This window comes from Terribium retamae, from assembly GCF_022347545.1.
GTDB lineage: Bacteria > Pseudomonadota > Alphaproteobacteria > Rhizobiales > Rhizobiaceae > Mesorhizobium > Mesorhizobium retamae.
This window is the reverse complement of record NZ_JAKREW010000024.1, coordinates 13,083-25,810: the sequence shown is the minus strand read 5'-3', so window position 1 is coordinate 25,810 and position 12,728 is coordinate 13,083. Positions and strand designations below refer to the sequence as shown.

The 12,728-nt window shown below is 60.6% G+C and carries 12 protein-coding genes; 6 read left to right on the top strand and 6 right to left on the bottom strand.

Going from position 1 to position 12,728, the window contains the following annotated elements:
- Positions 1 to 36: 36 nt before the first annotated feature.
- Positions 37 to 786, bottom strand: a complete 750-nt coding sequence (locus L4923_RS20500; RefSeq protein WP_239368650.1) for a peptidoglycan-binding protein — start codon at positions 784 to 786, stop codon at positions 37 to 39.
- Positions 787 to 814: 28 nt separating this feature from the next.
- Complete coding sequence (locus L4923_RS20495) at positions 815 to 2,500, bottom strand: ATP-binding protein (RefSeq protein ID WP_239368648.1); 1,686 nt, start codon at positions 2,498 to 2,500, stop codon at positions 815 to 817.
- A 570-nt stretch (positions 2,501 to 3,070) separates the two neighbouring features.
- Between L4923_RS20495 and L4923_RS20490 the strand changes: the two genes are divergently transcribed.
- Both L4923_RS20490 and L4923_RS20485 read left to right on the top strand, forming a co-directional pair.
- Positions 3,071 to 3,442, top strand: a complete 372-nt coding sequence (locus L4923_RS20490; RefSeq protein WP_239368546.1) for a DUF5330 domain-containing protein — start codon at positions 3,071 to 3,073, stop codon at positions 3,440 to 3,442.
- Positions 3,443 to 3,574: 132 nt separating this feature from the next.
- A complete protein-coding gene (locus L4923_RS20485; protein WP_239368544.1) occupies positions 3,575 to 4,003 on the top strand; it encodes a SufE family protein in 429 nt (142 codons plus the stop codon).
- A gap of 141 nt (positions 4,004 to 4,144) precedes the next feature.
- On the opposite strand, the gene L4923_RS20480 is transcribed toward L4923_RS20485, so the two are convergent.
- Complete coding sequence (locus L4923_RS20480; protein ID WP_239368542.1) at positions 4,145 to 4,570, bottom strand: Ros/MucR family transcriptional regulator; 426 nt, start codon at positions 4,568 to 4,570, stop codon at positions 4,145 to 4,147.
- A 416-nt stretch (positions 4,571 to 4,986) separates the two neighbouring features.
- On the opposite strand from L4923_RS20480, the gene L4923_RS20475 reads away from it, so the two are divergent.
- From L4923_RS20475 to L4923_RS20465, 3 genes are read left to right on the top strand one after another with little or no spacing between them, the layout of a single operon-like run.
- Positions 4,987 to 7,092, top strand: coding sequence for a S9 family peptidase (locus L4923_RS20475; protein WP_239368540.1), 2,106 nt, complete (start codon positions 4,987 to 4,989; stop codon positions 7,090 to 7,092).
- 43 nt (positions 7,093 to 7,135) lie between these two features.
- On the top strand, positions 7,136 to 8,122 hold the full coding sequence (locus L4923_RS20470) for an AraC family transcriptional regulator (RefSeq protein WP_239368538.1): 987 nt from the start codon (positions 7,136 to 7,138) through the stop codon (positions 8,120 to 8,122).
- A gap of 59 nt (positions 8,123 to 8,181) precedes the next feature.
- On the top strand, positions 8,182 to 9,396 hold the full coding sequence (locus tag L4923_RS20465; protein WP_239368536.1) for an MFS transporter: 1,215 nt from the start codon (positions 8,182 to 8,184) through the stop codon (positions 9,394 to 9,396).
- Between the two features lie 58 nt (positions 9,397 to 9,454).
- On the opposite strand, the gene L4923_RS20460 is transcribed toward L4923_RS20465, so the two are convergent.
- Both L4923_RS20460 and L4923_RS20455 read right to left on the bottom strand, forming a co-directional pair.
- A complete protein-coding gene (locus tag L4923_RS20460) occupies positions 9,455 to 10,396 on the bottom strand; it encodes a c-type cytochrome (RefSeq protein ID WP_239368534.1) in 942 nt (313 codons plus the stop codon).
- Between the two features lie 4 nt (positions 10,397 to 10,400).
- Complete coding sequence (locus L4923_RS20455) at positions 10,401 to 10,838, bottom strand: c-type cytochrome (protein WP_239368532.1); 438 nt, start codon at positions 10,836 to 10,838, stop codon at positions 10,401 to 10,403.
- Between the two features lie 218 nt (positions 10,839 to 11,056).
- Here L4923_RS20455 and L4923_RS20450 point away from each other — a divergent pair, with 218 nt between their 5' ends.
- On the top strand, positions 11,057 to 12,028 hold the full coding sequence (locus L4923_RS20450) for an MBL fold metallo-hydrolase (RefSeq protein ID WP_239368530.1): 972 nt from the start codon (positions 11,057 to 11,059) through the stop codon (positions 12,026 to 12,028).
- A gap of 69 nt (positions 12,029 to 12,097) precedes the next feature.
- Here the strand turns inward: L4923_RS20450 and L4923_RS20445 are convergent, their stop codons facing one another.
- The gene (locus L4923_RS20445; protein WP_239368528.1) at positions 12,098 to 12,697 is read right to left on the bottom strand and encodes a superoxide dismutase; all 600 of its coding nucleotides are present in this window, start codon (positions 12,695 to 12,697) and stop codon (positions 12,098 to 12,100) included.
- Positions 12,698 to 12,728 lie beyond the last annotated feature (31 nt).

The window sequence follows — 12,728 nt, the reverse complement described above, 5'->3', positions numbered from 1 at the left end:
AGCAGCGCGAACGCCACTGTCCAGCCTGTTGCCGCTTCAATTGGTCAGGCCGATCTCGCGCATCTTTGCGTATACGGCTTCATCCGGTTCGCCGGTCTCGGGCAAGCCGAACAAGGACTGGAACTCTCGGATGGCAGCTTTCGTGCGGGCGCCGATCATACCGTCTGTCTTGATGTCGTCATTGCCGAAAGCGCGCAGTCCCGCCTGGATCTTGACGATACGGGCATCGAGGCTGGGTTGATCCCGTATGGCGTTCGCGGCCGTTGGCTTGGCCACACCGCCGGTCAACTCGTCGCGCGGAGCAGGCTGCGGCACGACGGAAGCGGTGGTGCCGGCAATGCCGAGTTGGTCCAGCAGCGCCTCGTCGATGGTGCCGGAAACCGGCAGTCCCATCTTCTGCCGGTAGGCTTCGATCGCTTTGCGCGTCGCCGGGCCGGTCAGACCATCGATCGTGCCGTCGTAATAGCCGATATTCTTCAGAACGCCCTGCACGCGCTGCACGATCGGGTCGGCCTTGGCACCCACCACCGGAACGGACTGTGTGGCTGACGCCTGCGGTTCCGGGCGCTCGATGTTGATTGTCGTTTCCGGTTCCTGCGGAGCCGTCGCCGGAAAATTCTGAAAACTGCGTGTGGCGAAGAAGGCGCCTGTATGCAGGCCGGGCTGATACCAGAGCGCGTTGGCCGATACGTAGAACAGCGTCACCAGGAAAGCGGTCGATCCGCCCACCAGGACGGGGTTGTTGGCGATCGCTTCGCCCAGTGCCGCGGCACTGGTCTGCAACATGCCGGGGCGCTTGTTGCGCGCACCCTTTTTAGGCTGTCTTGCGGAGCGGGCTGCCAAGGCCAACCTCCTTTTCAGTCTTGGGCGGATGAGCGATCGGCAGCACCGTCGGCTTTGACGCGCTGCCCTTCGGACCGTCTACGGGAAGGCTGATCGTCACTTTGGTGCCCTCGCCCAGAGCGCTTTCCACCGACATCGTACCGTCGTGCAGGCCGACGAGACCCTTTACCAGCGACAGGCCGAGCCCAGTGCCTTCGAAACGCCGGGTGTAATCATTCTGGATTTGCATGAAAGGCTTGCCAAGATTGCAGAGATCCGCCTCCGCGATACCGATGCCGGTGTCGCTGACCCAGAAATGCAGCCGTGAACCGATGCGGCGCGCGCCAATAGAAACGGCACCACCATCTGGCGTGAACTTGATGGCGTTCGAGGTCAGGTTGATCAGAATCTGCTGTACGGCTCGACGGTCTGCGTTGATCTCGCCGGCATCGGCCTGCACTTGCGTTGTCAGCTTGATGTGCTTCGTTTCGGCCTGAATGCGCATCATCGACTGGCACATCTCGACAGCCTCGGCAAAACGGAACGGTTCGGGCTGAGCCGAATAGGCGCCCGATTCGATGCGGGAAACGTCGAGGATGGAGGTGACCACAGCCAGGAGATGCTGGCCGGAATCGCGCACCAGTTCGACATATTCCTTCTGGCGAGGGTCTTTGAAGCCGCCGAAGATTTCGTTGAGCAGCATGTCGGAGAAGCCGATGATGGCATTGAGCGGTGTACGCAGCTCATGGCTGACGGCAGCCAGGAAGCGACCCTTGGCGACATCGGCGCCCGCCGCGGATTCGCGAGCGGTGGCCAGCGCATCCTTCAGATCCACCGTCTCGTCATTTGCGCGCAGCAGCGCGACGATCTCTTCGCCCGCACGCATCAGTTCCAAGGCGAACGGCCGGTGGTTTCCGCCGGCGCCGGCGGCATCGATCCTCGGTAAACGCATACGAAGTTCGACCCGACGCAGCGTGGCCCCTTCCCGCATATCGGCGAGTGCCGACAGATAGGCAACGCGGTCGGCCAAGTGAACCCGGTCGAACAATCCGGTGCCGGACAACAATTCCGGCGCGAGTTTCAAAAGCGTGCGCGACTGGGACGATGCGTCCAGTACCTCGCCATTCCGGCCGATACGCAGCACGACAGCGTCGATGACATCTTCCAGCTGCGCCGGTTCCTGCACAGTATCGCTCGCGCCCAGAGACATCTTGAGCCCGCGCATGCGCGGCAGCCAGCTCAGGCCCCACGCAACGGGGAACAACCAGTGCCAAGCTGCCGGTGCCTCCACTGGCAGCAAGGACGTCAGCACGGACGGCAGGATGATTGCTGCGATCGCCCCGACAAAACCGAAACCGGCTGCGCGACGGGTACCGCCGACAAACAGCGCCTCTGCAGGAAGCGCGAGCGCCAGGACAAGCAAGGGTGAAGCAAGCCCACCGGCGGCGGCAATAAATCCTGCCAGGCCAAGCGACGCAGCACCGAGCGCCACGCAAGCAGTCGGCATGAGCCGCCCGGTTGCGGCTACCAGCAAAGCCATGAACCAGGAAAGACCGAAGACGGCGAAAATGGTGGCGACCGTGACACCGGCACCCAGCCTCGCCGTGACCAGCACCACTGCCATGCTTGCAGCTAGGAAGGGGACGGCCAACATCAGACCAATGAAGCGACGCTGCATGCGACGCGCAGCAGAATCGGCGACGCGCGTATGCACGAGGCGCTCGCAGCCAGCGGCAACGGCGTCGGGCAGATCAACATAACGGGTCGCAATCGAATTCAACGCAACGCACTCTCAAACGTAACGTCTGCTTCTTCGCAGATCACTTTTGGTTGGTTCGAAACTCGCATTCAGCGTTTAAGGAATGAATAAAACGAGCCCGGGCGAGGCGATCTCCCAGCCAAATATCGGCATCCCAAGGCATCCGTGCCCAGCCGTTTGTGCTCATGGTAAACGCCCGGTTAGCCGAAGCGATTTTCCGGCATTTTTGGGGTTTCGGGGTACCGTCGGAGACGGGGTCTAAAAATAGCAGTAAAAGCAAAGGTTTAGATGGTTATCACCGGCCTAACGGAAAGAACCGCCTTTTAGCCCGATCTGAATCAAAAACCGTCCCTTTCCCGATTGCATAAAATTTGAAGAAAATTCTCCGGCATGCTGCAAGCCGTTCTTTGTGTGGTTATGCCAGGATCATCCTCAACAATGAGATCGCGCCACCGATGAGCGATCCGGTCGCAACGAGAGGGTAAAGTCATGTTCTTCCTGCTTAGAGCCGCTTTCTGGTTCTCGCTGGTTCTGCTTGTGCTGCCCTTCAGCTTCAACTCTGAAGACAAGACCGGCGAAAGCGTCAATCCAATCCAGGCACTGCTGGCCGCCCGCGATGCCGTCGGCGACATTGCCGGCATGTGCGAGCGCAAGCCCGATGTCTGCGAGACCGGCAAGGCTGCAGTACACACCATCACGGTTCGGGCCAAGGAAACCGCGCGCATCGCGGCTGACATGCTGGACGAACGGCCGGAAGAGCAAGTCGCACGACCAGCTGAAACCATTCCTGCCGCCGATCACGCGACCATTACCGGCAGCGTCATTCCGACACCATCCGCCCGTCCCGATCCGAACAGCTGATCTCGATCCGCCTCGCTTTGAGAGCCTTGATCCCTTGCCGACCTTCGACATCACCGCAGGCTGCCTCCCTCTCGGCGTCTGCGGTTTTTCTTTTTCCGTGACTGTGCACAGCGTCGTGACTATATCCGCTTCATGACGACGACAATCGACGCTATCCGCGATGACTTCTCCCTGCTCGACGAGTGGGAGGACCGCTATCGCTACGTGATCGAACTGGGTGAATCGCTCGCTGAGTTTCCAGAAAGCGCACGCGTACCCGCTAACAAAGTGCCGGGTTGCGTGAGCCAGGTGTGGTTGACCACGGAACGCAGCGGCGACGTCGACCCCGTACTGACGTTCCAAGGCGATTCCGACGCCCACATCGTTCGCGGGCTGGTGGCGATCATGCTGGCGTTGTTTTCTGGGCGTCCGGCAAGCCAAATCCTGAAGACTGACGCGGATGCCACGCTGAAGACCTTGGGGCTCGATGAGCACCTGTCTCCCCAGCGGGCCAATGGCCTTCGCTCCATGGTCAAGCGCATCAAGCATGACGCCGAAACCGCGCTGACACAGGCTGCCTGAGCAATCTATCCAGATCTCGGATTTCTACGTCGTCGCCGCGCAGCAGCCGCCCCGCGGTTTCGGCAGCCGCAGGCACGAACATCGACAAAGCAAAGCGGCGCCTGAAGGCGCCGCAGAAGCTAGTGAGCGTGAGATTATGGCCTAGCGGGTCTTACGCTTGCGGCCCAGCCCCATCTTCTTGGCAAGCTGCGAGCGGGCCTCGGCGTATTTCGGTGCCACCATTGGGTAGCTCGCATCCAGGCCCCACTTTTCGCGGTATTGGTCCGGCGTAAGCCCATAATGGGTCATCAGGTGACGCTTCAGCGACTTGAACTTCTTGCCGTCCTCAAGACAGACGATATATTCGTCGTGAACCGAGCGCTTCGGATTGACAGCCGGCTTCTGCTTATCGGCAGGCGGCTGTTCCACGGTCCCACCCACACGACCAAGTGCGGCATGAACATCAGCGATGAGATTGGGCAACTCACCAACAGGAACAGGATTGTTGCTGACATAGGCGGCGACGACGTCCGCGGTGAGCTCGATCAACATATCGCTGTTCTTCGGGGGCGTTTCGGCAATATCCATGTGGTTCTGGTCCCAACGAGAGTTAAGTCTTGCCCATTCTAGAGAGGGCGTTGCACGATTCTGCACAGGGCGCGCCCATGAGTCGTGTCACGACGCCTTAATGGACTTGATAGTCAAGTAAGTCAATTCATCAGCTGACTATATTAATACTAATCAAGCAAATATTCTTGGACGAATGGATATTTTCCGTACTATGTACACATTTCTCGTCATCGCATTGCCCTAATCGAATGACACTCCTGTAGAATTTCTTGAACTATTTCCTGATCAACAGCCGAAGGTTCAGCCGCGCAGCCTTGCAACGCCACCTTGGGCGGCAACACGCGTCGCCATACTGACCAAAACGATCAAGAGCCCTTGAACCCAAAGCGACCACCGTGTTCAGTCGAAGCATGGATTCTACACGCGAGACACGGATGACCCGAACAGCACTATTTCCGTCGGTCGAAGCCCCGAAGGCGAAGAAGCATCACCACTCCGACACCCATCATGGCATCACGCGGACCGACGATTATGCTTGGCTGAGAGCAGGCAACTGGCAGGAAGTGTTCAAGGATCCGTCCCTGCTTGCGCCCGAAATTCGCAGTCATCTCGAAGCCGAAAATGCCTATCAGTCGACCCTTATGGCCGATACGGTCGATCTGCAGAAAGTGCTGTTTTCCGAGATGAAAGGGCGCATCAAGGAAGACGACTCTTCCGTCCCGATGAAGGACGGGCCCTTTGCTTACGGATCTTCTTTTAAATTGGGTGGCGAACAGCCGCGTTACTTTCGCACGCCGCGCGACGGCGGGGAGCAGGAAATTCTGCTCGACGGCGATCTCGAAGCTGAAGGCAAGCCCTATTTTCGCCTCGGTGGAGTCGATCATTCGTCGGACCACAAATGCCTGCTTTGGTCCTTCGACGACAAGGGTTCAGAATTCCACACCTTGCTCGTGCGCGACATCGAGACGGGCAAGGATCTTGCCGATCGCATTGCCGACACCGGCGGTAGCGGCGTCTGGAGCCAGGACAACAAAGGCTTTTTTTACACCCGTCTCGACGCCAACCACCGCCCCTCCAAGATATTCTTCCATGCGATCGGCAGCGACAGCCAAGAAGATCGGCTGATCTATGAAGAACAGGACCCCGGTTTCTTCATGAATGTCGGCGGGACGCGCAGCAATGAATGGATCATGATCGGCATCAACGATCACGAGACATCTGAATATAGGCTGCTGTCGGCGAGCGATCCGCTTGCCGAGCCAAAACTGGTTGCCGCTCGTGAAACCGGACTGCAATACGATCTTGAGGAAGGCGGCGACGTTTTTTTCATCCTCACCAACGCCGACGGCGCCAAGGATTTCAAGATCATGTCGGCGCCGGTCCACGATCCTGTTCGAGCCAACTGGACAGAGGTTGTCGCGCACGAGCCCGGCCGGCTGATCCTGTCCGTGATCGGATTCAAGGATTATCTGGTGCGGCTGGAGCGCAAGGATGGGCTTCCTCGCATCGTCGTGCGCGAACGGGAGAGCGGCGAGGAACATCTGATCTTTTTCGATGAGGAGGCTTTCTCGCTCGGCTTGTCCGGTTCCTACGAATACGACACCGACGTGATGCGCTTCACCTATTCGTCGATGACGACGCCAGCGCAGGTGTTTGATTACGACATGCGCACGCGGCAACGTACGCTTCTGAAAACGCAGGAGGTGCCCTCCGGCCATGACGCACGCAACTATGTCACCCGCCGGGTGATGGCGCCTTCCCACGACGGCGAACTGGTGCCTGTGTCGCTGATCCACCATCGCAATACCGCTATCGACGGCACGGCGCCTTGCCTGCTCTATGGCTACGGCTCCTATGGCATCACCATTCCGGCCTCGTTCAACACCAATTGCCTGTCGCTCGTCGACCGCGGCTTTGTCTATGCAATCGCCCATATCCGCGGTGGCAAGGACAAAGGCTATGCCTGGTACGAGGACGGCAAGCGCGCCCAGAAGGCGAACACGTTCAAGGACTTCATCGCGGTGGCCCGGCACCTGGTTGCCGAGCGCTACACCAGCAGCGAACGCATCGTGGCGCAAGGCGGCTCCGCAGGTGGCATGCTGATGGGAGCGATCGCCAACATGGCACCGGAGGCTTTCGGCGGCATCATCGCGGAGGTCCCGTTCGTCGACGTTCTGACCACGATGCTCGATGAAACTTTGCCGCTGACGCCGCCAGAATGGCCCGAATGGGGCAATCCGATCGCCTCGGAAGACGACTACAAGACGATCGCCGCCTATTCTCCCTATGACAATGTGGGCGGCGCAAACTATCCACCGATCCTGGCGGTGGCCGGCCTGACCGATCCGCGCGTCACTTATTGGGAGCCGGCGAAATGGGTTGCCAAGCTCCGCGAACTGAAGAGCGGCGACAACCCGGTCCTGTTCAAGATCAACATGGACTCCGGCCATGCCGGTGCGTCGGGGCGTTTTTCGCGACTGGAGGAAGTCGCGCTGAACTACGCGTTCGCGCTGAAGGTAACGGGCAAGCAGACCGCGTAGCGGCCGGCTTGCCACTCGGACGGCCTGCACATAGAATGGCTGAATGCTTCACTATTCGTCCAAGTCGTCGCCGCCACCCGTCCCGACAGACGCGCTGAGCCAAATCCTCCAGGATTTTCGGCTCAGCGGCGTCAGCTACGGCCGTTGCGAGCTTAGGCATCCATGGAGCATCACCTTTCCCCAGCAACCTTTGCTGCGGTTTCACTTTGTCAGTGACGGGCCATGCTGGGTGCACACCGAAGCGGAGGGCTGGCAGGAATTGCGCGCGGGCGATCTCGTGCTGCTGCCACAAGGCGTCGAGCACCGCCTGGCCAGTTCGCCGGAAGTTACCGGCAACTGCATGACGAGTTGCGAGGTCACCCAGCTTGGCGGCAATGTCTGTGAGGTGGTGCAGCAGGGCGAAGGCGCCCCCAGCGTCTTGTTTTGTGGCTCGATGGCGTTGGGAGCCTATGCTTTGCACCCGCTGATCAGCCTGATGCCCGTTATCATCAAAGGCTGCGACGTGGCCGCCAACGACCCGATCATCAGTCCCCTGCTGGAGGCCATGGCCCAGGAGGCATGCCAGCCCAAGATGGGCGGCGCCACGATATTGTCGCGTATGGCCGACCTGCTTACCGCGCGGCTGATACGCTGCTGGGTCAAATGCCATGACAGCTCAACTACCGGGTGGCTCGCTGCCATTCGCGACCCCCATATCGGACGCGTGCTTGTGGCGATGCATCGCGACCCCGGGCATAACTGGACCCTGGAGAGTCTCGCCGGCCTGGCGGGTCAGTCGCGCTCGGTTTTCGCGGAGCGCTTCAGTGCCGTCCTTGGGGAAGGCGCCGCGCACTATCTGGCTCGCCTGCGCATGCAGCTCGCGAAGGAATTGCTGGGACAGGGCGATCTTTCCGTCGCCGAAGTCGCCACCCGCCTGGGCTATGAGTCCGAAGCCTCCTTCGCGCGCGCCTTCAAACGCATCACCAATGTCTCGCCGGGTGTTGTGCGGCGCACAATTTCCGGACGAATGGACATGGAATTCGGATTTTAAGATACAGATCATCCCAAAAAGCTTGGTTATGAAGAGCTCCAAACTTTGGAGACCTTCATATGACGGACACAACCCTATCGCTTGATCGCGCCGCGATAGATATTGAATCGGGCGCGTCGGAAGAAACGTCCTGGAGCGCCGCGACCTGGCTTGCCGTTCTGTCGATGGCCGCCACCAGCTTCGCGCTGGTGTCGGCTGAATTCCTGCCGGCGGGCCTTTTGACACCAATGGCGCGCGACCTGGGCATCAGCGAGGGAACGGCTGGGCAGGTCGTCACCGCCACCGCCTCGGTCGGCGCCGTGGCGGCGCTGCTGAGCAACGTTCTCATCGGCAAATTGAACCGCAAGACGGTGCTGATCGTCCTCAGCGCGCTGGCGATCGGCTCCAACATTCTTTCGGCACTGGCAACGGACTTCTGGCTGCTGCTGCTGGGTCGCGCCGGGCTGGGCATCTCGCTCAGCGCCTTCTGGGCGTTGTCGGTCGCTGTCGTGGCGCGGCTGGTTGGCGCCAATGCGACCGGCCGGGGTATGGCCATCGTCACGCTCGGCGTCTCGCTGGCCACCATCGCGGCCCCGTCGCTTGGTGCGCTGATCAGCGACTGGCTGGGCTGGCGTGTCGCCATGGCGATGACGGCGGGGCTCGCCGCGCTCGCCATGCTGCTGCAGTTCATCAGCCTGCCGACCCTTCCGGCGGCCGCGAGCAACAGCCTGACCGACGTGCTTCGGCTGACGCGTCGGCGCCGCATCCAGTTCGGCATGCTGGCCATCCTCGTGCTGATGACCGGGCACTTCGCGGGTTCGGTCTATGTGCGCCCGTTCCTCGAGAAGGTGACACTGCTCGGCACGGGACCGATCGCGCTTGCGCTGCTCGGATTTGGCATTGCCGCCGTGGTCGGCAACGTTGCCGGCGGGCGCATGGCGGACGCTAATATCCGCATGGCTCTGGTTACCACCTCGATCCTGATGGGGCTCGCCGCGCTCGCGCTGGTGGTATGGGGTGCGCATATCGGCGTTGCCTTCGGTTTCGTCACGCTCTGGGGCTTCGCCTTCGGCATGGCACCGGTCGTGTTGCCGACCAATCTGTCGCGCGCGGCGCCTGACGCGCTGGAGGCCTCCGGCAGCCTGATGGTCGTCTCCTTCCAGGTCGCCATTACCACCGGCGCGGTTGTCGGCGGTTATATCGTGGATACCTACGGCGCTTCGGCGCCTTTGACCCTCACCGCCATTCTCGCAGCGGTAACAACGGCCCTGGCGCTGCTGCAGCCGCGCGGATAACCCCCCTTATCCTGCCCCGCCGGCGCACATGGCGGGGCAGCAGAAGCGTCGAAAGCCTCTAATTCTGCGGTTTCGCCGCCTGGTATCCATCCTTATGCTCAGGGATGGCCTTCAGATACGCCGCGATCGCGGCGCGATCTTCAGGCGTGAGTTGCGCCATGTTCTGTTGCACGTCGGCCATGGCGCCACCGGCCGAGTCGAATTCCGGCGTGAAGCCGGTTTCGAGATAATTGGCAATGTCGGCGGCAGACCAGTCGCCGATGCCTCCCTCCCCACCGGTGATGTTCGGTACGACGCCGCCACCCTCGGCCGCTTTCGCGCCGGCAAGCCATTCTGCCTTCTTCGTCCCGCCGAACATGTCACGCGGGGTATGGCATTCGCCGCAGTGGCCGGGCCCTTCAACCAGATAGCGACCCGCCAGCACGTCAGCTGAAGCATCGGCGGCGAGCGCAACCACCGGGCTGCTATTCAAATAAAACTGCTTCCACAGACCGATGCCGCGCCGGATGTTGAAGGGAAAGGAGAGCGTTGGCGCGGCGGCCTCACCAGGAACCGCCGGCAACGTCTTGAGGAAGGCATAGAGATCGGCAACATCGGACAGCTTCATGCGGGCGTAGGAAGTGTAGGGAAATGCGGGGTAGAGATGCTCGCCGGCAGGAGAGACACCCCGCATCATCGCGTTGGCAAAATCTTCCATCGACCAGGCACCTATGCCGTCGGCCTTATCCTGAGAGATGTTTGGGGCAACGAACGTGCCGAATTCCGTCTTCAGTTCGAGCCCGCCGGCAAGTTCGAGCCTGGCTTCTCCTTCCGCTTTCGGTCGGGCGTGGCAGGACGTGCAGCCGCCAGCATAGAAGATGCGTTTGCCGCGCGTGGCATCGCCCGGGCGGAGCTCCAGCACATCGCCGGCCGTCAGCCGAACCGGTTCCGATAACCACCAGCCAACGCCTGCCACGACCGCAGCCAGCGCCACGACGGCGCCGGCTATCTTTCCCAGCATCGGATCAGCTCTTCTTCAGGCGATAGACCTTGTGACAAGCGCCGCAATTGGCCGCGACCTTGCCGAAACTCTCCTTCAGCGCGTCGACATTCGCGGGCGCGGCTGCGACGGCAGCCTTCACATCCGCCAGATACTTGTCCTCGGCCGCTTTGAAGCCGGCCATGTCTTCCCAGATCTTGGGTGAAGCCTCGGTCTTGCCCTGGTCGCTGCCTGCTGGGAACAGTGCCGCAACGTCGAACTTATCGGCGTTGGCTTCCAGCGCTTTCAACTGCTCCAGAACTGCGGCGGCATCGAAAGCCTCCTCACCTTTGACGACCTTGGAAAGGCCGCCAACGATCTTGCCCCGCTCCTTCATGGAAGCTTCGCGATCGGCGATGGGATCGGCAAGGGCCGTGCCGGCACCAAGCGCAAAGGCAGAGATGGCAAGTATCAGCTTTCTCATAAATACCTCCGAATGGATCAAACTAAGGGATACCCCCAGCCGCTAACGACCACATTGGAACAGAAATTCCCGTCATTTGTCTTCACCCCTAGGTCACGCTTTTGTGAATTCTCGTCGTCGCCTATGATGTCGGTGTTGGAATTGAGAGCGAGCCCGCTCCGAAGGCTCGTTCGACCGGCCTTCCGTTCCCCTCAACACGGTCTTTCTGGAGGCGAATCATGAACATCAATCGTCGAACCTTCGGCCTCGGTGCTCTTGGCGCTGGCGCCTTGTTTCTTTCCGATGCATCCCCCTTCCGCGTTGTTCCAGCGATAGCGGAACCCGTAGCCCAACCCTTGCCGGCAGCGCATCGCTTCCAGCTTGGAGAATTTGAAATTACCGCGCTCAGCGACGGCTATACCCCGCTCGGCCTCGAGCTTTTCCCCGCGGCCGATCCCGCTGTTGCGGAGGCCATGCTGACGAAAGCCTTCTTGCCGCCGAAGATCGTGCCCACCTCCGTCAATGCTTTCCTGCTGAAGAAGGGAGAACAGACCATTCTCATCGATACCGGCGCGGCCTCTGTGATGGGCCCGTCGCTCGGCCATGTGCCGGAAGGCCTCGCCGCTGCGGGCGTCAAACCCGATGCGATCGAGACCGTCATAATCACACACCTTCACGGCGACCACGCCAATGGGCTGTTGGCGGGCGCAAACAATGCCGCGTTTCCCAATGCGGAGATCGTTCTTTCAAAGCCGGAACTGGCGTTCTGGACCGATGACGGCATCATGTCGAGAGCGCCGAAGGAGGTGCATCCCTTCTTCGAGGCGGCCCGCGCCGATGTCGCGCCCTACAAGGGCAAGATCCGGCAGATCGAGGGCGAGGCCGAGATCGCACCGGGCATTACAGCCGTTCCCGCGCCCGGCCACACCCCTGGGCATGTTCTTTTGCGGATAAGCTCGGGCGACGCCAACCTGCTCATCATCACCGACGTCATTCATTCGGCGGCGCTGCAGTTCGCCAAGCCGGAATGGGCGATCGCCTTCGATGTCGATCAGAAACAGGCGATCGAGACGCGGAAGAAAGTGCTCGACATGGCCGCTGCCGATAAGATGCTCATTGCCGGCAGCCACCTGCCCTTCCCCGGCTTCGGCCATGTTTCGCGCGAAGGCGATGCCTTCGGCTACATTCCTGCGCACTGGCCTTCGCTCTAGAATTGTCTGGCCGCAACAAAAAAGGGCTCCGCGCCGATGCGGAGCCCTCATTTTCCGAAGAGCGAAAACTCACTTTGCCTTTTCGTAGAGTTCCAGCACGTAATCCCAGTTGATCAGGCTGTCGACGAAGGCCTCGAGATATTTCGGGCGGGCATTGCGGTAGTCGATGTAATAGGAATGCTCCCATACGTCGACGCCGAGGATCGGGGTCGCGCCGTGCACCAGCGGGTTCTCGCCGTTCGGGGTCTTGGAGATCTCAAGCTTGCCATTCTTGACCGAAACCCAGGCCCAGCCCGAGCCGAACTGCGTGGTACCGGCGGCAATGAAGTCGGCCTTGAACTTGTCGTAGCCGCCAAGATCGCTGTCGACAGCGGCCTGGAGCGCGCCGGGCAGTTTGTTGCCGCCGCCGCCCTTCTTCATCCATTTCCAGAAGTGGACGTGGTTGTAGTGCTGGGCCGCGTTGTTGAAGAGACCGGCATTCTTGCCGAACGACTGCTTCACCACTTCCTCGAGAGACAGATTGTCCAGACCGGCTTCGGCTGCCAGCTTGTTGCCGTTGTCGACATAGGCCTTGTGGTGCTTGTCGTGGTGATATTCCAGCGTCTCTTTCGACATGAAGGGCTGAAGCGCCTCATAATCGTAAGGCAGGGCGGGCAATTCGAAGGCCATGGATAAGCTCCCTTGTGGCAAAAAAATCAGT

Excerpts from the sequence above, each read along its gene's own strand:
- L4923_RS20485 (WP_239368544.1), top strand. The coding sequence starts at position 3,575 with ATGACGACGACAATCGACGCTATCCGCGATGACTTCTCCCTGCTCGAC.
- L4923_RS20445 (WP_239368528.1), bottom strand. The coding sequence starts at position 12,697 with ATGGCCTTCGAATTGCCCGCCCTGCCTTACGATTATGAGGCGCTTCAG.
- L4923_RS20490 (WP_239368546.1), top strand. The coding sequence starts at position 3,071 with ATGTTCTTCCTGCTTAGAGCCGCTTTCTGGTTCTCGCTGGTTCTGCTT.
- L4923_RS20450 (WP_239368530.1), top strand. The coding sequence starts at position 11,057 with ATGAACATCAATCGTCGAACCTTCGGCCTCGGTGCTCTTGGCGCTGGC.
- L4923_RS20465 (WP_239368536.1), top strand. The coding sequence starts at position 8,182 with ATGACGGACACAACCCTATCGCTTGATCGCGCCGCGATAGATATTGAA.
- L4923_RS20460 (WP_239368534.1), bottom strand. The coding sequence starts at position 10,396 with ATGCTGGGAAAGATAGCCGGCGCCGTCGTGGCGCTGGCTGCGGTCGTG.
- L4923_RS20470 (WP_239368538.1), top strand. The coding sequence starts at position 7,136 with ATGCTTCACTATTCGTCCAAGTCGTCGCCGCCACCCGTCCCGACAGAC.
- L4923_RS20495 (WP_239368648.1), bottom strand. The coding sequence starts at position 2,500 with ATGCAGCGTCGCTTCATTGGTCTGATGTTGGCCGTCCCCTTCCTAGCT.
- L4923_RS20480 (WP_239368542.1), bottom strand. The coding sequence starts at position 4,570 with ATGGATATTGCCGAAACGCCCCCGAAGAACAGCGATATGTTGATCGAG.
- L4923_RS20475 (WP_239368540.1), top strand. The coding sequence starts at position 4,987 with ATGACCCGAACAGCACTATTTCCGTCGGTCGAAGCCCCGAAGGCGAAG.
- L4923_RS20500 (WP_239368650.1), bottom strand. The coding sequence starts at position 786 with ATGTTGCAGACCAGTGCCGCGGCACTGGGCGAAGCGATCGCCAACAAC.
- L4923_RS20455 (WP_239368532.1), bottom strand. The coding sequence starts at position 10,838 with ATGAGAAAGCTGATACTTGCCATCTCTGCCTTTGCGCTTGGTGCCGGC.